Source organism: Pleomorphochaeta naphthae, from assembly GCF_055396005.1.
This window is the reverse complement of record NZ_AP042457.1, coordinates 2,661,488-2,686,042: the sequence shown is the minus strand read 5'-3', so window position 1 is coordinate 2,686,042 and position 24,555 is coordinate 2,661,488. Positions and strand designations below refer to the sequence as shown.

Here is a 24,555-nt window from a genome sequence, read left to right as displayed (position 1 = left end):
AAAAGGAAGAAGAAATGAATATTGAATCAATGACAATAAAAATGCGAGAAGCTCTAGAGTCAGCTAGCTCTATCGCAAATGAAAACGGTAATCCTCAAATTACTACAGAACATATAATCTTGGCAATGTTAAATGCTCAAGAGGGCCTTTTATCTCCATTATTTGAAAAAATAGGAATATCACCAAGAATTGTTGTAGACACAGTTGTTAAGAGAATAGAGAATTTACCAAAAGCTTATGGTGGAAATACAACACAAAGCTTATCCCAAGAAGCATCAAATATTCTTTTTGATGCGGAGAAAGAAAGTCAAAAATTTAAAGATGAATATGTAAGTACAGAACATTTCTTATTAGCTTTACTTAATTCAGATTGTCCTTTAAGTGAAGAATTAAAGAAATTAGGTGTAAACAGAAACAATGTTATGGAAGCTTTAAAGGATATTAGAGGTAGTCAAAGAATTACTTCTAATGATCCAGAGTCCCGATATAAAAGTTTAGATAAATATTGTAGAGATATTACTAAACTTGCTCGAGCTGGTAAATTAGATCCAGTTATTGGACGAGATGAAGAAATTAGACGAATAATGCAAGTTCTTTCAAGAAGAACTAAAAATAACCCAGTACTTATAGGAGAACCAGGTGTTGGTAAAACAGCTATTGTAGAGGGGTTAGCTAATAGAATTGTATCAAATGATGTTCCTGAATCTTTGAGAGATAAAAGACTTCTATCGTTAGATATGGGCTCTTTATTAGCTGGAGCAAAATATCGTGGTGAATTTGAAGAGAGATTTAAAGCAGTTATCAACGATATTGTAAATAGCGATGGTAGCGTTATTCTTTTTATTGATGAATTACATACAATAGTGGGAGCTGGAGCTGCTGAAGGCTCTACAGATGCTTCTAATTTAATAAAACCAGCATTAGCTAGGGGAGAACTTCATACTATTGGAGCAACAACTTTAGATGAATATAGAAAATATATAGAAAGTGATAAGGCTTTAGAGAGAAGATTCCAACCAGTATTTACAAAAGAGCCTAGTGTAGAAGATACAATTGCAATCTTGAGAGGCTTAAAAGAAAAATATGAAGTTCACCATGGAGTTAGAATTAAAGATGAAGCTCTTGTAGCAGCTGCTGTATTAAGTAATAGGTATATTACAAATAGATTCTTACCAGATAAGGCTATTGATTTAGTTGATGAAGCTGCAAGTCAATTAAAAATTGAAATTGAAAGCCAACCTGAAGAGTTAGATAAACTACATCATAAAGCTCTTCAATTAAATATTGAGAAGCAAGCTTTAAGTAGAGAAGAAGATGATATAAGTAAAAAACGACTTAATAAAATTGAAAAAGAGCTAGCTGATTTACAATCTAAAATGGATGCTATGAGTGCTCAATGGCAAAATGAAAAAAAAGCTATTGATAATATTCGAGCAAAAAAAGTTGAAGTTGAAGAATTAAAAAATAAGGAAAGCGCTGCTGAAAGAGATGGCGATTTAGCAACAGCAGCTCAAATTAAACATGGTCAACTTCCAAAGCTTTTAAAAGAGATTGAAGAATTATCCGCTAAAATTGAAGAATTGAAAAAAGGTGGAAAATCTCTATTAAGGGAAGAAGTTTCAGAAGAAGATTTAGAGAGAATTGTAAGCAATTGGACTGGTATTCCAATTAGCAAAATGGAACAAAGCGAAATTGAAAAATATTTACATCTTGAAGAGAGCTTATCAAGTGAAGTAATTGGGCAAGAGACTGCTATCAATGCAATAAGTGATGCAATAAGAAGAAATAAAACAGGTATTTCTGATGAAAGAAGACCTTTAGGTAGTTTCTTATTTGCAGGGCCAACAGGTGTAGGTAAGACTTTATTAGCTAAAGTATTAGCAAGGTTATTATTCGATAGTGAGAAAGCTTTGGAAAGAATTGATATGAGTGAATATATGGAAAAACACTCAGTTAGCAGACTTATAGGAGCTCCACCAGGATATGTAGGCTACGATCAAGGTGGCCAATTAACTGAAGTGGTTAGAAGAAGACCTTATTCAGTTATTTTGTTTGATGAAATTGAGAAAGCTCATCCTGATGTATTTAATGTATTATTACAAGTCTTAGACGATGGTAGACTTACAGACGGCCAAGGAAGAATTGTAGACTTTACAAATACAGTTATAATTATGACAAGTAACTTAGGATCACAGTATCTCTTTGATGGAAGCAGTGATGAAGAGGCTAGAGAACATATTCATCAAGCAATTGCATCAGCCTTTAAACCTGAATTTATTAATAGGATTGATGAGATTGTAATATTTAATAAGCTTGGACGGTCTCAAGTAGAGAAGATTGTAGCTCTACAACTTAATGAGTTAAAGAATAGATTGGAGCCTAAACAACTTCATTTAAAGTGGGATAACTCTTTATTAACACAGTTATATACAATTGGATATAATCCTAATTTTGGAGCAAGACCTATTAAAAGAGCTATACAGAGAGTGGTAGAGAATCCACTTGCTAAAGAAATATTAAAAGGCAAATTTAAAGCTGGATCTACTATTACCTTAGCTTATAATAATGGCTTAGAGATTAGTGTTTCGTAATCTTCTTTTGTATCAACATCTCTAATGTAGGCTTGATTTGATGAATGGAAGGCTATAGTATCTTTTTTCTTTAAAAAAGATCTAAGGCCTTCCTTTTTGTTTTCATAATCTAGGTTTATAATTTCATCAGTAATTTTATTATTAATTAGAACAGGATGTCCGTAAATTCCGTTTACCATGGGTCTAAGGGCATCATGATCTTTTAAATGGGGTATCAAAGATATAAAATCACCTTTAGATAAAAAAGGTATATCTCCAACACTGATGAAATAGGGTGAAGAGTTATTTAAACTTTTTAATTTGATTACTCCAGTTATTAAAGAAGAAAGTTGGCCTAGTTCAAAATTTTTATTGTGAGTGGTATAGATTTTTTTATTATAAAGTTTTTCAATCTTTTTTATTTCAAGAGATATTTCTTTTTCATAACACCCTGTTACAACAATTACATCTAAATCATCATCAAAAGAAGCTTTTATTAGATGATGTAAGAAAGTTTTATCCTTATATTTTAATAACAGTTTATTTTGTTTCATTCTAGAAGAGAGTCCTGCAGCTAAAATAATGTTAAACAAATTTAATACCTCTTGAAAGTGTTTATCTAATCATATAATTTAATATTTATGATTGCAACAATTATTAACTGTATTACAGTTGTCTTAGGCTCGTTAATTGGTTTATTTATAAAAAATCATATAAGTAAAGAATTTAAGCATATAGTTGAAAGTGCCGCAGGCTTAACAACCTTATTAATTGGTATTTCAATGGGCCTTATGACTGAATCTTATGTGGTTTTATTGTTTTCTATAATAATCGGGGGACTAATAGGATACAGTTTAAATATTCATGAAGGTATTTATAATTTAGGAAATTATTTAGAAAGAAAAACAGTTAATAAAGGTGAAGGTGATTCTTTTGCAAAAGGATTTTTAAACGCATCTGTTTTATTTTGTTCTGGAGCAATGAGCATTTTAGGTCCCATACAGGCTGGAACTGTACAAGATTATGAAGTATTATTATTAAAGAGTTTTTTAGATGGTAGTATGGCAATAGTCTTTAGTGCCACCTATGGTATTGGCGTAATGTTTAGTGTAGTTGTGATTTTTCTTTATCAGGGCTTCTTTACTATAGTTGGGTCTTTGATTTCACCACTGTTGGGAGATGCCGGTTTAAATGAATTATCTGCCGTTGGTGGGCTAATGATAGTAATGATAGCTTTTAATTTATTAAATTTGAAGAAATTTAAAACAGCAAATTATCTACCAAGTTTAGTTTTAGCTCCTATTTTTATTAGAATAATTCCAACCTCTATAAATTGGTTTATTAAATTATTATCTTAGCTTTTATTCATCGATTGCATCGATTTCTTCTTTTTCAATTAAAGTTGAATTAAGTCGTTTTTTTCTTTTTTTTACACATTCATGCAGAAGATATTCAATTTGGCTATTAACAGATCGAAAATCTTGTTCTGCCCATTGAACTAACTCATCATATAAAGCTGATGATAATCTTAAAGGAATTTGCTTTCTTTGTTGTTTTTTCTTTTCACTCATATAAGCTAAACTCCGTCATAAGACGGAGTTGTTCAATCTCCTCAATAATTAATTAATATAATGATCCAGAATTAACTATGGGTTGAGCATCTTTGTTGCCACATAAAACAACCAATAAATTACTTACCATAGAAGCTTTTCTCTCTTCGTCTAATTCTAAAACATCATTTTCTTTTAATTGTTCTAGAGCCATTTGTACCATAGAAACCGCTCCATCTACAATCATCTTTCTAGCATCAATTATGGCTGCAGCTTGTTGTCTTTGAAGCATAGCAGCTGCAATTTCTTGAGCATAAGCTAAATGTGTAATTTTTGCTTCTAATATTTCTAAGCCAGCAAATTCAACTTTCTTTTGTATTTCTTTCTTTAAACTTTCTGCAATTTCTTGTGAATCTCCTCTAAGTGATAGTTTAGATTCATCTTCATCAGGGCTGTCATAAGGATATTTTCTTACAATACTTCTTAGGGCACTATCACTTTGTATTGATAAAAACTCATAATAATTTTCTACAGCGAATGCAGCTTTTGCACTATCAATAACTTTCCAAATTACGACTATTCCAATTTCAATGGGGTTTCCCATGGCATCATTAATTTTTTGTTTTTGGTTATTTAATGTAATAGCTTTAAGTGAGAGTTTTTTAATAGGACGATCATATGTCGTTGTATTCCCATTAGAATCTTTTCTTACTGCTTTTTTAAAGCCAACTGTAGCACTTGTATAGAAAGGATTTATGTAGAAAAAACCAGGGCCTCTCAAAGTTCCACAATACGTTCCAAAAAAAGTGAAAACTCTTGCAGAATTGGGTTTTAAGACAGTAAGTCCCGAATATAAAATAATTATAATAATTTCTAAAATTGATAATATTGTAATTGATAAGGCTAAGTGTGTTTTAAAATTTAATAGAAATAATGCAATTACGCCAAGTTGTATAGCAGTAATAACAAAAAATGCTAAGCCTCCATTTATTGATTTTGCTTTAAATTCTTTGACTTCTTCCATTTTGTATCTCCTTTAAAAGTATGATATCAATTTGATATCAAATAAAGTATGAAACTGTTTTATACTTTTGTCAAGATTTATATACAAATAAAAAGTGGTTTGCCATATAAAGACAAACCACTTTGTAAGATAATTATGAAATTGAGTAAATTAAATTTTCTTAGCATTTTCAACAGCTGTTTCTATTTGAGCAGCTTTTTTTACAGGGCAAGGTTTAATTTTCCAAATATCATTAGCATATTCTAATATTGTTCTATCTGAAGAGAATTTCGCAGATGCTGCAATATTTAAAATAGCTTTCTTATTCCATTCTTGTTGATTGTTTTTGTATAAGTCCCTAGCTTTTGTATGGGCTACGCTATACAAATCCAAATCAGCAAATAAGAAATATTTATCACCGTCTTCTAAAAGAGACTTAGTTAATCTATCGAAGATATGAGGTTCTCCAATGTTGAAATATCCGCTAGTAACTAAATCGATAATATTTTTAATTGATTCATTATTTAAAATGTAATCATAAGGATTATATGTACTTGCTAAATTTGCAATTTCCTCTTCAGTATTACCAAAGATGAACATATTTTCTTTTCCAACTTCCTCTGCCATTTCTATATTTGCTCCATCCAAAGTTCCAATAGTTAAAGCACCGTTAGCCATAAATTTCATATTTCCTGTACCGGAAGCTTCGGTTCCAGCTGTGGAAATTTGTTCGCTAAGGTTAGTTGCAGGAATAATCTTTTCAGCCATTGATACTCTGTAGTTAGGCATAAAGAATACTTTGAGGACATCATTTACAGCGGGGTCACTATTAATTGTTTTAGCTATATTATTAATAAATTTGATTATCAATTTAGCATTAACATAACCTGGAGCAGCTTTTCCTCCAAATAAGAAAGTAATTGGATGCATGTCAGCTTTATTAATTTGATTATTTTTAAGCTTTGTATAAATTAATAAAATGTTCATAGCATTTAGAAGTTGTCTTTTATACTCATGAATTCTTTTTACTTGAGTATCAATCATAGTGTTTGGATCAATAATTAAGTTAGCATCTTTTTTCAAAAAGTTTGCTGCTTGAATTTTACATCTATTTTTAATTTTAGCAAAATCTTCAACAAATGCTTTATCTTCAGCAAAAGGAGCTAAGTTTTTAATTTTAGAATAATCTAAAATCCAATCATCACCAATTGCACTGTTTATTAATTTAGATAATTCTGGGTTTGAATCTAACAACCATCTTCTTTGAGTAATTCCATTAGTTTTGTTATTGAATTTTTCTGGGAAGATTAAATTAAATTCAGGGAACATGTTAGTTTTTAAAAGTTGGCTATGAAGTTGAGCAACACCATTGGTGCTGTGAGATCCAATAATTGAAAGGTTTGCCATTCTAACCATTTTAGGATTTGATTCTTCAATTATACTAACTTTACTTAACATATATGGTTTAAGCGGGAAGAATGCTGCAGCTTTTTGTAAGAATCTATGATTGATTTCAAAAATAATTTGAACATGTCTTGGAAGTAATTTTTCTAACATTGGAAGTGACCATTTTTCTAAAGCTTCAGGCATTAGCGTATGGTTTGTGTATCCAAAAGTATTTTCAGTTATTTCCCAAGCTTGATCCCAACTTAAGCCTTCAACATCTATAAGAAGTCTCATTAATTCAGGAATAGCTAAAGAAGGGTGGGTGTCATTTAATTGTATTGCAGCTAGATTGTGGAAATCTGACCATTTATGACTAGGTTTTTGCTTAAATCTTCTAATAATATCTTGTAAAGAACAAGATACAAAAAAGTATTGTTGTTTAAGTCGAAGTTCTTTACCCATATAGCCTGTATCATTTGGATATAGAACTTGGGAGATATTTTCAGCAGTAATTTTTGCTCTAACAGCTTCGGTGTAATCACCATCATTAAATTCTTGGAAGTTAAAATCTTCAGCAGCTTTAGCACTCCAAAGTCGTAGAGTGTTAACTGTTTTACACCCGTAACCTACAATTGGCATATCATAAGCCATTCCTGTTACAATTTCACCATCTACCCATTTAAAAATATCTTTTCCATTTTCGTTGATAATATTTACTCTACCGCCGAATCTAACAGGGAATTTTAAATCTTGTCTTGGAATTTCCCAAGGATTTCCGTTCTTTAACCAACTGTCAGGATATTCTTCTTGCCATCCATCTTTAATTTGTTGTTTAAAAATTCCGTAATTATATCTAATACCATAGCCAAAAGCAGGAATTTCTAAAGTAGCTAAAGAATCTAAGAAACAAGCGGCTAATCTTCCAAGACCGCCATTTCCAAGTCCTGCATCAGGTTCTTGGTCTTGTAGTTCTTCAAAGTTTTTGCCAAGTTCTTTTAATGCTTGTTTAACTTCTTTTTCAATACCTAAGTTAATGATATTGTTTGTCATCGCTCTACCCATTAGAAATTCTAAGGATAAGTAATAAACTCTTTTTACATCTTTTTTCCTTTGGGTTTCACGACTTGCATGTAGTTGATGAACAATTCTGTCCATAATTGATAAGGCTAGGGCGTGATATAGCCCTTCTTTGGTGTTGTGGAAGATGTCAGCATCTAATGTATATTTTAGATGTTCAGCGTAATCTTGAACTATGTCATTAGCAGTTCTTCCAAAACGTGTCTTCTGTATTGTTGCCATCTAATTCTCCTTTAAAGGAATTTGTTATTATATAAATAAAATATAACAAAGATTATATAGTTACAAGATAGATATCTAGTTAGGCTTAATTTAAGAAAATATTATTGAAATATTAATAAAAAAAGTGAAATTAAAACTTAAAATCGGTTGACAAAACGAATTGTGTTTGATATGTTGAGTTTCGCATGTATTGGTTTTTTCATATGTGATGGCAATGATTTTGCCCTTATAGCTCAGTGGTAGAGCACCACCTTGGTAAGGTGGGGGTCAGCAGTTCAAATCTGCTTGAGGGCTATAAGAATAAAAACCTTAAAGCATTGAAAAATGCAACTTGCTAAGGAGTAAGGAATATGGCAAACAGTAAGAAAAAAGGACCTGTTGAGAAGATAGCTTTAAAGTGTACTTCATGTAATAATAAGAATTATACAACACAAAAAAATCGCCGTAATACACCAGGCAAATTAGAGCTTAATAAATATTGTCCATTTGAACGCAAGCACACCTTGCACAAAGAAGCAAAAATTAAATAGTCTAATTCCTTAAGTTAATCGAGAAGCGAACAGGTCAGTAGCTCCAATGGCTAGAGCACTGGTCTCCAAAACCGGGTGTTGTAGGTTCGAATCCTACCTGACCTGTTGGCTTCTCGTATTGATTTTTATGGTGAATAGCGTTAAAATCTCAGTAAAACCATTTTGCTGGGATTTAAGCATACTTATTAGATGTGTTTATTCTCACGGGTAAAGGTGCTCTAGAGACGCCTAAATGAAGCTTTCATTAAAATTTTAGGTATTTGTATCTAGGATATTCTAGGGAGAAGATATGAGTAAAATAGTAAAATTTTTTAAAGAATCTCGTCAAGAACTTTCAAAAGTTGTATGGCCTACAAGAGAGCAAGTTGTAATTTCAACTCGTGTTGTACTGATTTCTGTTGTTATTTTTGCAGCAATTTTAGGTCTTGTTGATTATTTGTTACTTCAAGGTTTATATCTATTATTCTAAAGTAGGACGGGTTATGGCTAAAGGTTGGTATGTAGTAAATACTTACACAGGGTATGAGCAAAAGATTGAGAGAACAATAAATAAATTAAGAGAAAATAATCTTGATTTTGCAAATGTTTGTTCTGAGGTAAAAGTTCCTTTTGAAACTGTCATTGAAGTAAAAAATGATAAAGAGAAAGAAGTAAAGAAAAAAATCCTTCCTGGATATATTCTTGTTGAACTAGATTTACCAGATAATTCTTGGGCCAAATGGTGTGGTGAAATTAAAAGAATTCAAGGTGTTACAGGCTTTTTGACTTCGTCAGAAAGAGCTAAGCCTAAACCATTACATCCTGAAGAAGTAAAACAAATTTTTAGAAAGACCGGTGAACTCCCTGCAGATAAAGTCTTTAAACCTCGTCAAAACTTCTCAGTCGGAGAAACAGTTAGGATTATTGATGGTCCATTTGATACATTCTCTGGTGAAATTGAAAAAGTTAATTTAGAGAAGAACAAGATTACTGTTAGTGTTGGTATTTTTGGTCGATCTACCCCAGTAGAATTAACTTTTGAACAAGTAGAAAAATTTGTAAAGTAAACTACTTGTTTAATGAATTATTATAAACTATTTTGCAGTTTATGAAATATCGTTTTTTTATAAAATGAATTGTTTCGTTTACACTCCTCTTCATTTGGTAAAACATTTGAAAAGGTGGGAGCCTGATCGTATGACAGGCGTTATAACCAGCGTAGGAGCTCGAATTTCGGTCAGCTCAGACCAAGCTCAGCTACGTAAGGAGAAAAACTATGGCAAAGAAAAAGGTTACAGCTGTAATTAAGTTACAGTGTCCTGCCCAAAAGGCTACACCTGCACCACCAATTGGTCCAGCGTTAGGTCCTCATGGCGTTAGTGCCCCACAATTTGTTCAGCAGTTCAACGATAAGACTAAGTCTTATGAACCTGGACTTACACTTCCTGTTATTATTACAGTCTACTCTGATAGGAGCTTTACATTTATTTTAAAGACTCCACCTGCAGCAGTACTTATTAAAAAGGCTTTAGGTCTTTCTAAAGGTAGTGGTATTCCTCATACTAATAAAGTAGGAAAAATCACAAATGCTCAGCTAGAAGAGATCGCAAAAGTAAAAATGCCTGATTTGAATGCAAATGATATCGAAGCTGCGAAGAAAATCGTTGCTGGTACTTGCAGAAGTATGGGCGTAGAGGTGGAGGACTAATATGAAGCACGGAAAGAAATATCTTGAAGCAGCTAAGAAAGTAGATAGTGAAAAACTATATACATTTAGTGAAGCTTCTCAATTAGTCAAAGAAATTGCATTCGCAAAATTCGATGAAACTGTTGAATTGTCTGTTAAATTAGCATTAAAGAAAAGCCAATCAGTTCGTGATACCTGTGTTTTACCACATCAATTTGGTGCACAAAAACGCGTTCTTGTTTTCTGTAAAGGCGACAAAGTTCAAGAAGCTAAAGATGCTGGCGCAACTTATGTTGGTGATATAGACTTAATCGACAAGATTCGTGGCGGATGGTTAGACTTTGATGTTGCAGTTGCAACTCCTGATATGATGAAAGATGTTGGTCGTTTAGGTCCTATTCTTGGTAGAAGAGGCTTAATGCCAAACCCTAAGACTCAAACTGTAACTTTTGATATCAAGGGTGCTTTAGCTGAATTACAAAAAGGTCGTGTAGAATTCCGTTCTGATAAGACTGGTGTAGTTCACTTAGCAGTTGGTCATGTAAGCATGGATCCTGAGAAAGTTTGTGAAAATGCACAAACAGCTCTTAAGGAAATCATTCGTAAGAAGCCTGCTGATGCAAAGGGCGATTTCGTTCTTTCTTTAGCATTGTCCTCAACAATGGGCCCTGGTGTTCATGTGTCGGCAAAAGACTTCATGGCAAACTAGGAGGAAGTTGCAATGGATTATAAAACACGCATTACTCCAGCTAAAGAAAATGCTGTAAAAGAATTAAGAGATGAGTTCCAACAATATAGTGGATTTATATTCACTGATTATAGAGGAATGACTGTAGAACAAATTACTGCTTTACGTAAAGAATTATTGACTAATGAAGGTGCATATCGCGTTGTAAAAAACAGATTTGCTAAGTTAGCAATGAGAGATTTAGGTATCGAAATTGACGAAAGCGTATTTGTTGGCCCAACAGCTGTTGCTTTATCAAAAGGTGATAGCGCAAATGAAATTGCTAAAGCTGTATTCAAAGCTAAAGATAATGGCGCACCAATGGTTGTAAAATGTGCAAAAATTGATGACAAATTATTTAGCGCTGAAGAAATTGAAGCATTTAGTAAATTACCTGGTAGACTTGAATTATTATCTTCATTGATGGGTACTATGAGAGCACCAGTTCAAAAACTTGCAGCAACATTGCTTGCATATGTAGAAAAAAACAGCGAAGGCACTGCTCAAGCTGAAGCAAATTAACACAACATTAGTCTTCACGCGTAACCTGCTATTGTTGTGAAGAATATAATTTAAGGAGAAGATAATATGGCTACTAAAGAAGAAATTTTAGAATCAATCGCAAACATGAGTGTTCTTGAGGTATCAGAATTAATCTCAATGATGGAAGAAAAATTTGGTGTAACAGCTGCTGCTGCAGTTGCTGCTGGTCCTGCTGCTGCAGCTGGTGCTGAAGCTGCTGAAGAACCAACTGAATTCAATGTAATATTGAAAGAAGCTGACGCTAAAAAGAAAATTGCTTGTATTAAAGCAGTTCGTGCTATTACAGGTCTTGGTCTTAAAGAAGCTAAAACTATGGTTGAAGCTGGTAACCAAACTGTTAAAGAAGCAGTTAGCAAAGAAGATGCTGAAACTCTTAAGAAACAACTTGAAGAAGCTGGTGCAACAGTTGAACTTGTTGCTGCTGAATAAGAACTTTTGCCAGGCCCGGGGCTCCGGGTCAGGCTTTGTTTTTTTTGGCCTTATTTTTGAATAAAGGCAAAATGCCACCTACCATGGTGGCTAAACGTGTCTTTTCATTCCCCGTGAGGGGAGATAGGTGTAATACACCGACTAAGTTTATCTTAGATCTTTGACGTGGAGGGTAGATGATGGGTGCCTCAGGCAAATCCATAAAACGCACATACATCGGTTCTGAATTTTATGAAGTTTGTGAACTACCAAACCTAATTGGTGTCCAGTTAGATTCTTATGAACGTTTTTTACAATATAATCATTGTAAGCAAAATGCAGTAGTTGACAAAAATAATCCTTCAGGGTTGGAAGAAGTATTCCAAAACACATTCCCTATTGAAAGCCCAAACGGAGAAATGCGTTTGGTATACAATAATTATGTTATTGACTTCGAAAACCAAAAATTAACTGAATCACAATGTAAAAAGAAAGGTCGTACTTATAGCGTTCCTATAAAAGCAACAATAAGTTTAGAACTTCCTGATGGTGAAATCAGAGAAAAAGAAATTTTCTTTGGTGATATCCCTGTGATGACAGACCGTGGCACATTTATTATCAATGGTGCTGAGCGTGTAGTAGTTTCTCAAATTCACAGATCTCCAGGTGTTATTTTTTCTTATGAAAAAACCGATAAAGAAATTTATTCCTCTAGAATCATTCCTTATCGTGGTGCATGGTTAGAGTTTGAAATTGATGATAAAAAGAAACTTATATATGCAAAAATCGATAGAAAGAAAAGGATTTTAGCCACTCTATTCCTTAGAGCCATTGGTATAAATACTCGTGAGGCAATCATAGAGAAATTCTACAAGATTAATGAAGTAGAATTAAAAAATGATCCAGAAGTTGTTGATTATTTAGATTCCAGATATATAGCAAAAGACATTTGGGTAGATTCCGTTGACGAAAATGGAGACAAATGTAAGAAGATTTTCTTAACTGCTGGATCTATGCTTAACCCCCATGAAATAGAAGAATTATTAAAAGTTTATAAAATCACAAAACTTGATATCGTTGATTTAGAATCTGATGATACATTAAAAAATCCAATGATCTTAAACTGTTTAGAGAATGAACAGAACTCTAAATTCCCATTGGATGAAAACGGAGAACCTACTAAGGAAGCTGTTTTATCTACAATTTATAATGTTTTACAACCTGGTGAAATGATTGCTGTAGAAAGAGCTGAAAAAGATCTTCCTAACTTGTTTATGTCTCCTCGTCGTTATGATTTAGGTGCAGTTGGTCGTTACAAATTCAACAAAAAATTTGGCACTTTGAATGATGATGATGAAGAAGAAGATACATCTAATACAGTATTAACACCACAAGATATTGTTAATACAATGGATTATTTAATTAAAGTATATAGCAATCAAGATAAGAAAAAGTACCATATTGATGATATTGATAATTTAGGAAATAGACGTATACGTTGTGTTGGTGAATTATTACAAAACGCTCTTAAGAGTGCATTCTCAAGAATGGAACGAATTGCTAAAGATAGAATGAACCTTGAAAATGATAGTGTTAGACCTCAAGACTTAATATCAATTAAGCCTATAGTTGCCGCTATTAAAGAATTTTTTGGTTCATCACAGCTCTCTCAATTTATGGACCAAGTTAATCCATTAGCTGAGTTAACACATAAGAGAAGGTTGACAGCTTTAGGACCTGGTGGTCTATCAAGAGATCGTGCAGGTTTCCAAGTTCGTGACGTACACTATACTCACTATGGTAGGATGTGTCCTATTGAAACACCTGAAGGTCCAAACATTGGTCTTATTCTTTCTCTTGCAAACTATACAAGAATTAATAAATATGGTTTCTTAGAAACCCCATATAGAAAAGTAATTGATGGTGTTGCATCAAAACAATATAGATATTTAGATGCAAACGATGAAGAAAAATATTATATAGCACAAGCATCTGCTAAAATTGATGAAAATGGTAACTTCTTAGAAGAAGAGATTCCTGTAAGAAAGAGTGGAGATTATTCAACAAAGAGTGCTAAAGAAATTAAGTATATGGATGTAAGTCCTAAACAGGTTATTTCTGTAGCTTCTTCACTAATCCCATTCCTAGAACATGACGATGCAAACAGAGCTCTTATGGGATCAAACATGCAACGTCAAGCTGTTCCTTTACTCTTTCCTGAAACACCTCGTGTAGGTACAGGTATGGAAGAAAAGGCTGCATACGACTCTGGAGTATTAATCAAGGCTAAGAGAAGTGGTGTAGTTGATTATGTATCATCAACAAAGATTATAATCAAACCAGATGAAGTAGATATTGATGGCATTGTAGATGTATATGAGGTTCAAAAATTCTCAAGAACCAACCAAGATACATGTATGAACCAAAAACCTTTAGTTGATAAAGGTCAACACGTTGAAGCTGGTGAAGTTTTAGCTGATGGCCCTGCAACAGATAGAGGACAATTAGCACTCGGAAGAAATATCTTAGTTGGATTCGTACCATGGAATGGTTATAACTACGAAGATGCTGTTTTAATAAGTGAGAAAGTTGTAAGAGAAGATATCTTCACATCTATTCACATAAAAGAATATACAATTGATGTTAGAGAAACAAAATTAGGCCCAGAAAAACTTACTGCAGACATCCCTAACACAAGTGAAAAAATGCTAGAACAATTAGATGAAGATGGTATTGTAAGAATTGGTACTTATGTAACACCTGGCTCTATTTTAGTTGGTAAAGTAACTCCTAAAAGTGAAGGAGATACAACTCCTGAATTTAAATTATTGAATTCTATTTTTGGAGAAAAAGCTAAAGAAGTTAGAGACTCTTCATTGAAAGTTCCACACGGAACATCTGGTACTGTTATAGATGTACAGCGTTTAACAAAAGCAAATAATGATGAACTACCTCCTGGTGTTGAAGAATCTGTTAAAGTCCTTGTTGCAACAAAGAGAAAGTTAAGACAAGGTGATAAAATGGCAGGTCGTCACGGAAATAAGGGTGTTGTTTCAAGAATATTACCTGAAGAAGATATGCCATTTATGGCTGACGGAACAACTTTAGATGTTTGTCTTAACCCTCTAGGTGTTCCATCTCGTATGAACATCGGTCAGCTTATGGAAACTCAATTAGGTTGGGCTGCTGTAGCTCTAGATGAATGGTATTCATCTCCTGTTTTCCAAAGTGCCTCTATGGAACAAATTGAGGCAAAAATGATTGAAGCAGGTTTACCTAAAGATAGTAAACAGGTTTTATATGATGGTAGAACAGGTGTACAATTTGTAAATCCAGTATTCTGTGGTTACATTTATTATCTAAAATTGCATCACTTAGTTGACGATAAGATGCATGCTCGTGCTACTGGACCTTATTCCTTAGTAACTCAACAACCTCTTGGTGGTAAAGCACAATTTGGTGGTCAAAGATTGGGAGAAATGGAAGTTTGGGCATTAGAAGCATATGGAGCTGCAAATACTCTTCAAGAATTGCTAACAATTAAGAGTGATGATATGACAGGCCGTGTAAAGATTTATGAAAGTATTGTTAAGGGTGAACCTTCAACTGCTGCAGGAATGCCTGAAGCATTTAACGTACTTGTTCAAGAAATTCGTGGTCTAGCATTAGATATGTCCGTCTACGACAATAAGGGTAGACAAGTTCCTCTAACCGAAAGGGATGAAGAGCTCATCGCTAAGAAAGAGAAAACACCTCTAAACTAATCAGGAGTATAACGGAATGAAAGAAATTCAAGATTTCGATAGTGTTAGAATTAAATTAGCCTCACCTGAACAAATAAAAGCTTGGTCTTATGGTGAAGTTAAGAAACCAGAAACTATCAATTACCGTACTTTGCGTCCTGAGAGGGATGGTCTGTTTTGTGAAAAAATATTTGGTACTACAAAAGAGTGGGAATGCTACTGTGGTAAATTCAAATCTATTCGTTATAAGGGAGTAGTTTGTGACCGCTGTGGTGTTGAAGTTACAAATGTAAAAGTTCGTCGTGAAAGAATGGGACACATTACATTAGCTTCTCCCGTAGCTCATATTTGGTACTACAGATCAGTTCCTTCTCGTATGAGTTTATTACTTGATATATCAAGAGCTAACTTACAAAGTGTTTTATATTACGAAAAATATATTGTTATTTCTCCTGGTGAAACAGACCTTAAAGAAAAACAAATTTTAAGTGAAGATGAATACTATGATGCTCTTGAGCAATATGGTGAAGTTTTCCGTGCTGGCATGGGAGCAGAAGCTATTCGTGAGATTCTAGCTAATTTAGATTTAGACAAATTAAGCTACGAACTTCGTGAAGAAATGAGAGCTAAAGAAGGCAAAATAGATAAACATCTATATAAAAGAATTGAAGTTTGTGAAAGCTTTAGAAATTCAGAAAACAAGCCTGAGTGGATGATTTTAACAGTAATTCCTGTAATCCCACCAGATTTACGTCCAATGGTACAACTTGATGGTGGACGTTTTGCAACTTCTGATTTAAATGACTTATATAGACGTTTAATTAACAGAAATAATCGTTTATCACGCTTAATTCAGTTACATGCTCCTGATATTATTATTAGAAATGAGAAGAGAATGTTACAAGAAGCTGTTGATGCTCTATTTGACAATACGAAGAGAAAACGTGTTGTTCGTGGTGCAAACAATAGACCTCTTAAATCTCTTTCAGATATGCTAAAAGGTAAACAAGGTAGATTTAGACAAAACCTACTTGGTAAACGTGTAGACTACTCAGGTCGTTCTGTTATTGTTGTTGGACCAGAATTGAGAATCCATCAATGTGGTCTACCTTCAAAAATGGCACTTGAACTTTATAAACCATTCATTATGAAAAAACTTGTTCAAAAAGGTGTTGTTTATAACATTAAGAAAGCTAAGAATTTAGTTGAACAAGAAACTGATGAAGTATGGTCAATCCTTGATGATGTAGTTAGTGAACACCCAGTTATGCTTAACCGTGCACCGACTCTTCATAGATTAGGTATTCAAGCATTCGAACCTGTTTTGGTTGATGGTAAAGCAATTAAACTTCACCCTCTAGTATGTCACGCATTTAATGCTGACTTTGACGGTGACCAAATGGCTGTACACGTTCCATTAACACAAGCTGCTCAATTAGAATGTTGGACACTTATGTTAAGTGCTACAAACCTACTTGACCCAGCAAATGGTAAACCAATTGTATTCCCATCACAGGATATGGTTCTTGGTGTTAACTATTTAACAAGAGAGATGAAAGGTGCTAAGGGAGCTGGCCATTACTATGATAGTTTAAGTGAAATCGAATTAGCTATTGATAGTGGTATTTTATCTTATAATGCAAGAATTTTATATAGATTACCTAATGGTGAGAAAATTGAGACAACTCCTGGTAGAGTTATCTTCAATTCAGTATTACCAGAAGGAATTGAATTCCAAAACTTATGTTTAGGTGATAAAGAGCTTAAAAAATTAATTGGAAATACAATTGCTCAAAAGAAAAACTCTGTAGCTGTTCAATTATTAGATGCAGTAAAAGATATTGGATTTAAATTTGCAACAGTCTTTGGTGCAACAATTGGTCTTTCAGATATGATTATTCCAGATGCAAAAGCTGAAATAATGAAAGAAGCAACTGAAAAGCATGCAGAGATTAAAAAGCAATACAGTGTACTTGCAAGTATTTCTTCTGAAGAAAGATATAACCGTGTAATTGAGGTTTGGACAGATGCTAACGAAAGATTAGCAGATGAATTAATGAAGGACTTAAAAGAAAGTCAAAACGGATTTAACCCATTATTCTTAATGGCTGACTCTGGTGCTCGTGGTAGTAAAACTCAGATCAGACAGTTAGGTGGTATGCGTGGATTGATGGCAAAACCAACAGGTGATGTTATTGAGTTCCCAATTAAATCAAACTTTAAAGAAGGTCTTTCAATCATTGAATTCTTTATTTCAACAAACGGAGCTCGTAAAGGTTTATCTGATACAGCACTTAAGACTGCTGAGGCTGGTTATTTAACACGTCGTCTAGTAGATATCTCTCAAGATGTTGTTGTTAATGAAGAAGATTGTCATACAATCAATGGTATTTGGATTGAAGCACTTAAAGATGGGGATGATTTAGTTGAGGCTTTGAGTTCTAGAATAGTAGGCCGTTGCCCAGTTGAAGATGTTCACCATCCATTTACTGGAGAAATTATTGCTCCTGCAAATGTTGAAATAGATGAAGAAGTAGCTCAGAAAGTTGAAGAAGCTGGAATTGAGAGAGTGTTCTTAAGAACTGTATTAACTTGTGAAGCTAAACATGGTGTTTGTAGAAAATGTTATGGTAGAAACCTTGCAACAAATAGATCTGTTGAAATTGGTGAAGCAGTTGGAACAATTGCTGCACAATCTATTGGACAACCTGGTACACAATTGACCATGAGAACATTCCACGTTGGTGGTACTGCATCTACTTCAAGTGAAGATAATACAATTTCATTCAAGAATCCTATTATTATTACATCAATTGAAGGTCATCATGTTACAAGAGAAATAGATGGTATTAAAGTCTTCTCAAGAAAAGGTTTCTTACACTATGAAGTTGTTGTATTTGAGATTGAAAAAGGATCATATTCTAAATTATTAGTTAAAGAAGGTGATGCAATTGCAAAAGGTACACCTTTATATACGAAGAAAGAAAATCCTGAAGAAATTGTAACTAGTTCTCAAAATGGTATAATCAAGATACTTGATAATAAAGTACTTGTTGTTGGAAAAACTCAAAAAGCAGTTATTAAAACTGGTTCAGAGCTAGAAAGATATGTTGAAATAAACAGTTATATCCCAGCAGAAAAAACAATTGCTTCCTTTGACCCATTCAGTGAACCATTCATTAGTGAGTATACAGGTTATGTACATTTTGTTGATATTACAGCTGGTTCAACCATGGTTGAAGAAAAGAATTCTGAAACTGGTAATATCCAAAGAAGAATTACTGAACATAAACTTGAACATTTACAACCAAGAATAACTATTACAAGTCTTCCAAATGGTGCAGGTGAAGTATTGGTAAATTATCAACTTCCAGGTGGTACTTATTTGACTTGTGAAGATAATCAACATATTACTGTTGGTGAAATTATCGCTAAGATTATTAAGAGTGGAACTAAAACTGCTGATATTACTGGTGGTCTACCACGTGTTGGTGAATTGTTCGAAGCAAGAAGACCAAAAGTAATTGCTGTATTAGCACAAGTTTCTGGTGTTGTAGAAATTGGTAATGTTACAAAAGGTAAGATTATTGTTAGAGTAAGAGATGCTTACGATAAGAGTTACAAACATGTCATTCCAATGAATAAACACTTACTTGTAAGAGATGGTGATACAGTTGAAGCTGGTGAGAGATTATGTGACGGAGCAATTGATCCACATGATATCCTAAATATTAAGGGTGAAAATGCGCTACAATCTTTCTTAGTTGATGAAGTTCAAGCTGTTTATAGAATGCAAGGTGTAGATATTAACGATAAGCACTTAGGTGTTATTGTTAGACAAATGCTTAAGAAAGTAGAAGTTGTATCTGCCGGTGATACTGATTTAGTTCATGGACAACAAGTAGATAAACATCGTTTCCACAGTGAAAACCAAAGGGTAGTTAGAGAAGGTGGACAACCTGCTGTAGCAAAACCATTATTACTTGGTATCACAAGAGCAGCTCTTTCAATCGAGTCATTCTTATCAGCTGCATCTTTCCAAGAGACTACTAAGGTCTTGACAGAAAGCGCAATTGCTGGTAAAACAGACGAGTTAAGAGGCTTGAAAGAAAACGTAGTTATCGGACACTTGATTCCAGCTGGAACAGGTATGAAGAGATATAGGAATGTCAAGCTCGAAGACGAAGCTCTTTTGTTGAACGCTCAAGAAGCAGAGCAACAACAAGTTGCCAAACGACGTGAAAGTATGGCAGCTGAGATGGGCATTGAAGAAAATGGTAATTTAAAAAAAGTAGTTGATACAACTAATGTTTAATAGATATTTTATAAGGATGTTGTGCCTGTTGGCATAATGTCCTTATGTAGAGTCTATTAGTTAAAACATAGATGTATTCATGCTGACTACTTTTTGTTGGAAATATTTTTCTCTGTAAGAAGAGTATAGATCCCCAAAAGTGAGAATTGAGTGGATCGCGAATTAAAAAAGGGAGTGTATCTAGAAGATGCCTACTATTAATCAGCTAATTAGAAAAGGGAGAAAAAGTCAAGTTAACAAGACTAAATCTCCTGCTCTTGAAAGTTGCCCTCAAAAGCGTGGTGTTTGTACCAGAGTTATGACTGTAACTCCTAAAAAACCAAACTCTGCACTTAGAAAGGTAGCTCGTGTTCGTTTGTCAAATGGAATTGAAGTAACTGCTTATATCCCTGGAATTGGTCACAATCTACAAGAACACTCTGTAGTTTTACTACGTGGTGGTAGAGTAAAGGACCTTCCTGGTGTACGTTATCATATCGTCCGTGGTGCTAAGGATACTCTTGGTGTTGCAGATCGTAAGAGAAGTCGCTCTAAGTACGGCGCTAAAAAGCCAAAGGCTTAAGGGGAGTAAGATATGTCAAGAAGAAAGGCAGCTACAAAACGTGAAATTTTACCAGATGCAAAATATGGTAGCGTAATTGTTGAAAAATTTATCCGCCATTTAATGGTTGATGGTAAAAAATCCGTTAGCACAAAAATTGTTTATACAGCATTAGAAACAGTTGAGAAAAAGTCAAACGAAAAAGCATTAGATGTTTTCTTAAAAGCAATCGAAAATGTAAAACCTGTCGTTGAAGTTAAATCTCGTCGTGTAGGTGGTTCAACTTACCAAGTACCAGTAGAAATCAACGCAGTTAGAAGTGAAGCTTTAGCAATGAGATGGTTAATCTCAGCAGCAAGATCTCGTAACGGTTGTTCTATGGGCGAAAAATTATCTAGTGAACTATTAGATGCTTTTTCAAACACAGGTTCAGCTTTCAAAAAGAAAGAAGATACCCACAGAATGGCAGAGGCAAACAAAGCTTTTACTCATTTCAGATGGTAATTTCAAAAAAAATCAAATACAACAAGCAGCAATTTTGTTGCTTGTTATTTTTTTTGCTACGCGTTTGCTTTAATTTTTAGTAATATAATTCTATAGTTAATAGACAATGAGATATAACTATTCTTAATTATTATATATTGAAAGCTTAAGTAAAAGTTATTTTATTGCAAAAAATATTTAATTAGCTTTTGCTAGATGGCAAATAACCGATTAAAATGATGAATCATCACTTATAATAAGTCTTTATTTGTTAAATATTTAATTATCATTGATATATGAAAAAATACACTATATTAGGTGTTGACAATAAGTTGTGTTTTTTATATATTAACAAAGGTTCACATTTGTGGTGACTTGAGTCCCCATCTGTGATTGCGAGCCAAACGATTGTCTATATAAGATAATTGATGGTTCCAGAACTAAAGTTTTTTTTCAAACTTAAGCTATGTCGGCCTTTATCTAAGTAAATGTCGACCTCTGGAAACCCTCTTTTTCCTATATAGATGAATATTAGTTTGTCTCATAAACTATGAAGGATATAATTACCTTTATAGGTGCATATTAATTTTTTTGTGACCGGTAATAAACGGCACAAGGAGGAAAGAGATGGCTAAACAGAAGTTTGAGAGAACTAAGCCTCACGTTAATGTTGGTACTATTGGTCACGTTGACCACGGTAAGACTACCCTCACCGCAGCAATTACAATGCACTGTGCTAGAAAGTTTGGTGACAAAGCTCTAGCTTACGATGCAATCGATAATGCTCCAGAAGAGCAAGCTCGCGGTATTACTATCAATACTCGTCACGTTGAATACCAATCTGACAACAGACACTATGCACACGTTGACTGTCCTGGTCACGCTGACTACATCAAGAACATGATTACTGGTGCAGCACAAATGGACGGAGCAATTATTGTAGTTGCTGCAACAGACGGTGCAATGGCTCAAACAAAAGAACATATCTTACTTGCTCGCCAAGTTGGTGTTCCTTCAATTATTGTTTTTGTTAACAAAACTGACCAAGTTGACGATCCAGACTTAATCGAATTAGTTGAAGAAGAAATGAGAGATCTTCTAACTGAAAACGGTTTTGACGGTGAAAATTGTCCAATTATCTGTGGTTCAGCTTTTGAAGCATTAAACAATCCTGATGATCCTGAAAAAACTCAATGTATCGAAGATTTATTAGCTGCAATGGATGAATATATCCCTCTACCAGATAGAGCTGTTGATAAACCTTTCCTTATGCCTATTGAAGATATTTTCTCAATCTCAGGTCGTGGAACAGTTGTAACAGGACGTGTTGAACGTGGTGTTGTTCATGTTAATGACCAAGTTTCAATCGTTGGTATTAAAGAAACAAAAGACACAGTATGTACTGGTGTTGAAATGTTCAACAAATTATTAGATGAAGGTCAAGCTGGTGATAACATTGGTGCACTATTACGTGGTATCGATAAGAAAGAAGTTGTTCGTGGACAAGTTCTAGCAGCTCCTAAATCAATTACTCCACACAGTAAATTTATTGGTACTGTTTATGTATTAAATAAAGAAGAAGGCGGACGTCATAAACCATTCTTTAGTGGCTATCGCCCACAATTCTACTTTAGAACAACCGATATTACTGGAACTGTAGAATTACCTGAAGACAAACAAATGGTACTACCTGGTGATAATACTTCTTTCACAGTTGAATTAATTCACCCAGTTGCTATGGATAAAGGTCTACGCTTCGCTATTCGTGAAGGTGGTAGAACAGTTGCTTCTGGACAAGTTACAGAAATTATCGAATAATTCTTATCAGCGAATGTCTTGTCGGTAGAAATACTTACTGACAAGACCCGTTTTTTGGAGGAATAATGGCTAAAGAAAGAATTCGAGTCAGATTGAGAGGTTTTGATGTTGAGCTTGTAGAACAAAGCTCAAAAGCAATCGTTCAGACAGTAGTAAAGGCCGGAGCAAAAGTTTCAGGTCCGGTACCTCTCCCAACTCGTATCAACAAGTACACTGTCCTGAAATCGCCCCATGTCAATAAAAAGTCCCGTGAGCAGTTTGAAATGAGAACTCATAAGCGTTTGATTGACATTTTAGATCCCACATCTAAGGTTATGGATGCGCTAATGAAGCTTGAGCTCCCAGCCGGTGTAGATGTAGAGATTAAGCAGTAAAGAGGTGAGGTAAGAAATGTTAGGGCTTATCGGCAAAAAAGTTGGAATGACACAGGTGTTTGATGCTGACGGCAGACTCACTCCTGTGACTGTTATAAAGTTTGAGGGCAATGTTGTCATCGGTCAAAGAACTAAAGAAAAGAACGGCTATGAAGCTGCAGTTTTAGGTTCTGTTGACAAGAAGAAGAGCACCATTACTAAACCTTACGCTGGACAATTCAAAGATACATGTGCACCAAAGCAAAATGTACAAGAGTTCCGCGGATATGAAAAGGAAGTAAAAGTTGGCGACGAATTAGGTGTAGATATCTTTAAAGATGCTACATTCGTTGACGTAACAGGTACCTCAAAAGGTAAGGGATTCGCTGGTGGTATGAAGCGCCACGGTTTCTCAGGTGGACGTGCAACACACGGTTCAAAATTCCACAGAGATATCGGTGGTACCGCAATGTCAGCTACACCTTCACGTACATTTAAAGGCCGTAATATGGCTGGACGTATGGGTGGTGAAAAGACAACAGTTCAGAATCTAAAAGTGATTCGTGTAGATGAAAACATGCAGGTACTAATGGTTAAAGGTGCAATTCCTGGTCCCGCTCAAAGCGTTGTCATCGTTAAAAAAGCGATTAAGAAGTAGGTGCGAGATAGATTATGGAATATAAAGTCTTTTCTACAAACGGCAGCGAAGTTAAAACTATCGAATTAAATGAAAGAGTATTTAATTGTGAAGTTAGTGACGGAAGCATTTATTATGCCGTAAATAATGAGCTTGCTAATCGCCGTGTTGGTACAGCAAGCACCAAGACCCGTGCTGAGGTCAATTACAGCAATACTAAGCCTTTCAAGCAGAAGGGAACTGGTAATGCACGTTTTGGTGATAAAAAGTCTCCTGTACATGTAGGTGGTGGTACAATATTCGGACCTAAACCTCGTGATTATAGTTATCAATTACCTAAGAAGATGAAGCGTTTAGCTATGAGAAGTCTTCTTTCTAAAGGTGTTCAAGATGAACGTTTAGTAGTAGTTGAAGATTTTACAAGTGAAAACGGCAAAACCAAAGACCTCGCTGCCATATTGAAGAACTTCAAGTGTGACGAAAAAAGAACAACACTTATATTGAAGGATGATGATAAAATGTTGCGTAGAGCAGCAAGAAACATCCCATATTTACATGTTCTTTCCTTCAATAAACTCTCAGCTAAAGAACTTCTTTACGCTAGAAAGATTCTTGTATTGGAAACAGCCGCTTCGAACTTGAATAGCTTCTACGGCGACAGATAAGGGGATCAATGAAATGAGAGCAGATGAAGTAATCATTGCACCAGTATTGAGCGAAAAATCAAATGCCGCTCGTGAAGGTGAATGTAAGAAGTATACATTTAAGATTAACACTCGTGCTAATAAGTTCGATGTTGAATCTGCTGTAGCTGAATTATTTAAAGTGACAGTTACAAAATGTAATGTTATGATCGTAAAAGGTAAGCCTAAATTTTCTAGAGGCAAAGGTGGAGCTATAAAAGGTAACACTGGTAACTGGAAAAAGGCTGTCGTGACTTTGGCTAAGGGTGAAAGCATCCAAGCCATCGAAGGCGTATAAGG

General features: G+C 34.4%; 22 protein-coding genes and 2 tRNA genes. 20 read left to right on the top strand and 4 right to left on the bottom strand.

What is annotated here, in order from left to right; all coding sequences use genetic code 11:
* Positions 1 to 14: 14 nt before the first annotated feature.
* Entirely contained in the window at positions 15 to 2,591 is a 2,577-nt protein-coding gene (clpB, locus tag ACZ5SO_RS12290) for an ATP-dependent chaperone ClpB (RefSeq protein ID WP_464624980.1), read from the top strand.
* Here clpB and ACZ5SO_RS12285 read toward each other — a convergent pair.
* Complete coding sequence (locus ACZ5SO_RS12285; RefSeq protein WP_464624979.1) at positions 2,558 to 3,163, bottom strand: nucleotidyltransferase family protein; 606 nt, start codon at positions 3,161 to 3,163, stop codon at positions 2,558 to 2,560. The two genes, clpB and ACZ5SO_RS12285, sit on opposite strands and share 34 nt — an antisense overlap.
* Before the next feature lie 48 nt (positions 3,164 to 3,211).
* Between ACZ5SO_RS12285 and ACZ5SO_RS12280 the strand changes: the two genes are divergently transcribed.
* The gene (locus ACZ5SO_RS12280; protein WP_464624978.1) at positions 3,212 to 3,928 is read left to right on the top strand and encodes a DUF554 domain-containing protein; all 717 of its coding nucleotides are present in this window, start codon (positions 3,212 to 3,214) and stop codon (positions 3,926 to 3,928) included.
* A 3-nt stretch (positions 3,929 to 3,931) separates the two neighbouring features.
* Here ACZ5SO_RS12280 and ACZ5SO_RS12275 read toward each other — a convergent pair whose 3' ends face one another.
* The 3 genes from ACZ5SO_RS12275 to ACZ5SO_RS12265 all read right to left on the bottom strand — a co-directional run bounded on the left by ACZ5SO_RS12275 (position 3,932) and on the right by ACZ5SO_RS12265 (position 7,808).
* Positions 3,932 to 4,141 (bottom strand): type II toxin-antitoxin system antitoxin, encoded by a 210-nt coding sequence (locus ACZ5SO_RS12275; RefSeq protein WP_464624977.1) that lies wholly within the window; start codon positions 4,139 to 4,141, stop codon positions 3,932 to 3,934.
* Between the two features lie 52 nt (positions 4,142 to 4,193).
* Positions 4,194 to 5,144 (bottom strand): SPFH domain-containing protein, encoded by a 951-nt coding sequence (locus ACZ5SO_RS12270; protein ID WP_464624976.1) that lies wholly within the window; start codon positions 5,142 to 5,144, stop codon positions 4,194 to 4,196.
* A gap of 150 nt (positions 5,145 to 5,294) precedes the next feature.
* Positions 5,295 to 7,808, bottom strand: a complete 2,514-nt coding sequence (locus ACZ5SO_RS12265) for a glycogen/starch/alpha-glucan phosphorylase (protein ID WP_464624974.1) — start codon at positions 7,806 to 7,808, stop codon at positions 5,295 to 5,297.
* Positions 7,809 to 8,030: 222 nt separating this feature from the next.
* On the opposite strand from ACZ5SO_RS12265, the gene ACZ5SO_RS12260 reads away from it, so the two are divergent.
* The 18 genes from ACZ5SO_RS12260 to rplW all read left to right on the top strand — a co-directional run bounded on the left by ACZ5SO_RS12260 (position 8,031) and on the right by rplW (position 24,553).
* A tRNA-Thr gene (locus ACZ5SO_RS12260) sits at positions 8,031 to 8,102 on the top strand.
* 56 nt (positions 8,103 to 8,158) lie between these two features.
* Entirely contained in the window at positions 8,159 to 8,338 is a 180-nt protein-coding gene (rpmG, locus tag ACZ5SO_RS12255) for a 50S ribosomal protein L33 (RefSeq protein WP_464624972.1), read from the top strand.
* A 31-nt stretch (positions 8,339 to 8,369) separates the two neighbouring features.
* Positions 8,370 to 8,443, top strand: a tRNA-Trp gene (locus ACZ5SO_RS12250).
* A 184-nt stretch (positions 8,444 to 8,627) separates the two neighbouring features.
* Positions 8,628 to 8,807, top strand: coding sequence for a preprotein translocase subunit SecE (gene secE, locus ACZ5SO_RS12245; protein ID WP_464624970.1), 180 nt, complete (start codon positions 8,628 to 8,630; stop codon positions 8,805 to 8,807).
* A 13-nt stretch (positions 8,808 to 8,820) separates the two neighbouring features.
* Positions 8,821 to 9,384, top strand: coding sequence for a transcription termination/antitermination protein NusG (gene nusG / locus ACZ5SO_RS12240; RefSeq protein WP_464624968.1), 564 nt, complete (start codon positions 8,821 to 8,823; stop codon positions 9,382 to 9,384).
* Positions 9,385 to 9,593: 209 nt separating this feature from the next.
* Positions 9,594 to 10,025: a 50S ribosomal protein L11 gene (gene rplK, locus ACZ5SO_RS12235; RefSeq protein ID WP_464624966.1), complete on the top strand. Its 432-nt coding sequence runs from the start codon at positions 9,594 to 9,596 to the stop codon at positions 10,023 to 10,025.
* A 1-nt stretch (position 10,026) separates the two neighbouring features.
* On the top strand, positions 10,027 to 10,713 hold the full coding sequence (rplA, locus tag ACZ5SO_RS12230; RefSeq protein WP_464624964.1) for a 50S ribosomal protein L1: 687 nt from the start codon (positions 10,027 to 10,029) through the stop codon (positions 10,711 to 10,713).
* 12 nt (positions 10,714 to 10,725) lie between these two features.
* Positions 10,726 to 11,253: a 50S ribosomal protein L10 gene (gene rplJ / locus ACZ5SO_RS12225; protein WP_464624963.1), complete on the top strand. Its 528-nt coding sequence runs from the start codon at positions 10,726 to 10,728 to the stop codon at positions 11,251 to 11,253.
* A gap of 66 nt (positions 11,254 to 11,319) precedes the next feature.
* The gene (gene rplL / locus ACZ5SO_RS12220) at positions 11,320 to 11,703 is read left to right on the top strand and encodes a 50S ribosomal protein L7/L12 (protein ID WP_464624961.1); all 384 of its coding nucleotides are present in this window, start codon (positions 11,320 to 11,322) and stop codon (positions 11,701 to 11,703) included.
* Positions 11,704 to 11,882: 179 nt separating this feature from the next.
* Complete coding sequence (gene rpoB, locus ACZ5SO_RS12215; protein WP_464627849.1) at positions 11,883 to 15,446, top strand: DNA-directed RNA polymerase subunit beta; 3,564 nt, start codon at positions 11,883 to 11,885, stop codon at positions 15,444 to 15,446.
* 16 nt (positions 15,447 to 15,462) lie between these two features.
* Positions 15,463 to 19,740 carry a DNA-directed RNA polymerase subunit beta' gene (gene rpoC, locus ACZ5SO_RS12210; protein ID WP_464624959.1) on the top strand — a complete coding sequence of 1,426 codons (4,278 nt, stop codon included), beginning with the start codon at positions 15,463 to 15,465 and terminating at the stop codon, positions 19,738 to 19,740.
* Positions 19,741 to 19,927: 187 nt separating this feature from the next.
* Positions 19,928 to 20,302: a 30S ribosomal protein S12 gene (gene rpsL, locus ACZ5SO_RS12205; RefSeq protein WP_464624957.1), complete on the top strand. Its 375-nt coding sequence runs from the start codon at positions 19,928 to 19,930 to the stop codon at positions 20,300 to 20,302.
* A gap of 12 nt (positions 20,303 to 20,314) precedes the next feature.
* Positions 20,315 to 20,785, top strand: coding sequence for a 30S ribosomal protein S7 (gene rpsG, locus ACZ5SO_RS12200; protein ID WP_464624955.1), 471 nt, complete (start codon positions 20,315 to 20,317; stop codon positions 20,783 to 20,785).
* Between the two features lie 606 nt (positions 20,786 to 21,391).
* Complete coding sequence (tuf, locus tag ACZ5SO_RS12195; RefSeq protein WP_464624953.1) at positions 21,392 to 22,582, top strand: elongation factor Tu; 1,191 nt, start codon at positions 21,392 to 21,394, stop codon at positions 22,580 to 22,582.
* Positions 22,583 to 22,647: 65 nt separating this feature from the next.
* On the top strand, positions 22,648 to 22,956 hold the full coding sequence (gene rpsJ / locus ACZ5SO_RS12190; protein ID WP_464624951.1) for a 30S ribosomal protein S10: 309 nt from the start codon (positions 22,648 to 22,650) through the stop codon (positions 22,954 to 22,956).
* A 16-nt stretch (positions 22,957 to 22,972) separates the two neighbouring features.
* The gene (gene rplC, locus ACZ5SO_RS12185) at positions 22,973 to 23,593 is read left to right on the top strand and encodes a 50S ribosomal protein L3 (RefSeq protein WP_464624949.1); all 621 of its coding nucleotides are present in this window, start codon (positions 22,973 to 22,975) and stop codon (positions 23,591 to 23,593) included.
* Between the two features lie 14 nt (positions 23,594 to 23,607).
* Positions 23,608 to 24,237, top strand: a complete 630-nt coding sequence (gene rplD / locus ACZ5SO_RS12180; protein WP_464624948.1) for a 50S ribosomal protein L4 — start codon at positions 23,608 to 23,610, stop codon at positions 24,235 to 24,237.
* A 13-nt stretch (positions 24,238 to 24,250) separates the two neighbouring features.
* The gene (gene rplW / locus ACZ5SO_RS12175; protein WP_464624946.1) at positions 24,251 to 24,553 is read left to right on the top strand and encodes a 50S ribosomal protein L23; all 303 of its coding nucleotides are present in this window, start codon (positions 24,251 to 24,253) and stop codon (positions 24,551 to 24,553) included.
* Positions 24,554 to 24,555 lie beyond the last annotated feature (2 nt).

What these genes read in the sequence shown, in the direction of transcription:
- ACZ5SO_RS12275 (WP_464624977.1), bottom strand. Translation starts at nt 4,141, where the DNA reads ATGAGTGAAAAGAAAAAACAACAAAGAAAGCAAATTCCTTTAAGATTA.
- rpoB (WP_464627849.1), top strand. Translation starts at nt 11,883, where the DNA reads ATGGGTGCCTCAGGCAAATCCATAAAACGCACATACATCGGTTCTGAA.
- rplJ (WP_464624963.1), top strand. Translation starts at nt 10,726, where the DNA reads ATGGATTATAAAACACGCATTACTCCAGCTAAAGAAAATGCTGTAAAA.
- rpmG (WP_464624972.1), top strand. Translation starts at nt 8,159, where the DNA reads ATGGCAAACAGTAAGAAAAAAGGACCTGTTGAGAAGATAGCTTTAAAG.
- rplL (WP_464624961.1), top strand. Translation starts at nt 11,320, where the DNA reads ATGGCTACTAAAGAAGAAATTTTAGAATCAATCGCAAACATGAGTGTT.
- rplK (WP_464624966.1), top strand. Translation starts at nt 9,594, where the DNA reads ATGGCAAAGAAAAAGGTTACAGCTGTAATTAAGTTACAGTGTCCTGCC.
- rpsG (WP_464624955.1), top strand. Translation starts at nt 20,315, where the DNA reads ATGTCAAGAAGAAAGGCAGCTACAAAACGTGAAATTTTACCAGATGCA.
- clpB (WP_464624980.1), top strand. Translation starts at nt 15, where the DNA reads ATGAATATTGAATCAATGACAATAAAAATGCGAGAAGCTCTAGAGTCA.
- ACZ5SO_RS12280 (WP_464624978.1), top strand. Translation starts at nt 3,212, where the DNA reads ATGATTGCAACAATTATTAACTGTATTACAGTTGTCTTAGGCTCGTTA.
- rpsL (WP_464624957.1), top strand. Translation starts at nt 19,928, where the DNA reads ATGCCTACTATTAATCAGCTAATTAGAAAAGGGAGAAAAAGTCAAGTT.
- nusG (WP_464624968.1), top strand. Translation starts at nt 8,821, where the DNA reads ATGGCTAAAGGTTGGTATGTAGTAAATACTTACACAGGGTATGAGCAA.
- rplW (WP_464624946.1), top strand. Translation starts at nt 24,251, where the DNA reads ATGAGAGCAGATGAAGTAATCATTGCACCAGTATTGAGCGAAAAATCA.
- rplA (WP_464624964.1), top strand. Translation starts at nt 10,027, where the DNA reads ATGAAGCACGGAAAGAAATATCTTGAAGCAGCTAAGAAAGTAGATAGT.
- rpsJ (WP_464624951.1), top strand. Translation starts at nt 22,648, where the DNA reads ATGGCTAAAGAAAGAATTCGAGTCAGATTGAGAGGTTTTGATGTTGAG.
- rplC (WP_464624949.1), top strand. Translation starts at nt 22,973, where the DNA reads ATGTTAGGGCTTATCGGCAAAAAAGTTGGAATGACACAGGTGTTTGAT.
- rpoC (WP_464624959.1), top strand. Translation starts at nt 15,463, where the DNA reads ATGAAAGAAATTCAAGATTTCGATAGTGTTAGAATTAAATTAGCCTCA.
- tuf (WP_464624953.1), top strand. Translation starts at nt 21,392, where the DNA reads ATGGCTAAACAGAAGTTTGAGAGAACTAAGCCTCACGTTAATGTTGGT.
- rplD (WP_464624948.1), top strand. Translation starts at nt 23,608, where the DNA reads ATGGAATATAAAGTCTTTTCTACAAACGGCAGCGAAGTTAAAACTATC.
- secE (WP_464624970.1), top strand. Translation starts at nt 8,628, where the DNA reads ATGAGTAAAATAGTAAAATTTTTTAAAGAATCTCGTCAAGAACTTTCA.
- ACZ5SO_RS12270 (WP_464624976.1), bottom strand. Translation starts at nt 5,144, where the DNA reads ATGGAAGAAGTCAAAGAATTTAAAGCAAAATCAATAAATGGAGGCTTA.
- ACZ5SO_RS12265 (WP_464624974.1), bottom strand. Translation starts at nt 7,808, where the DNA reads ATGGCAACAATACAGAAGACACGTTTTGGAAGAACTGCTAATGACATA.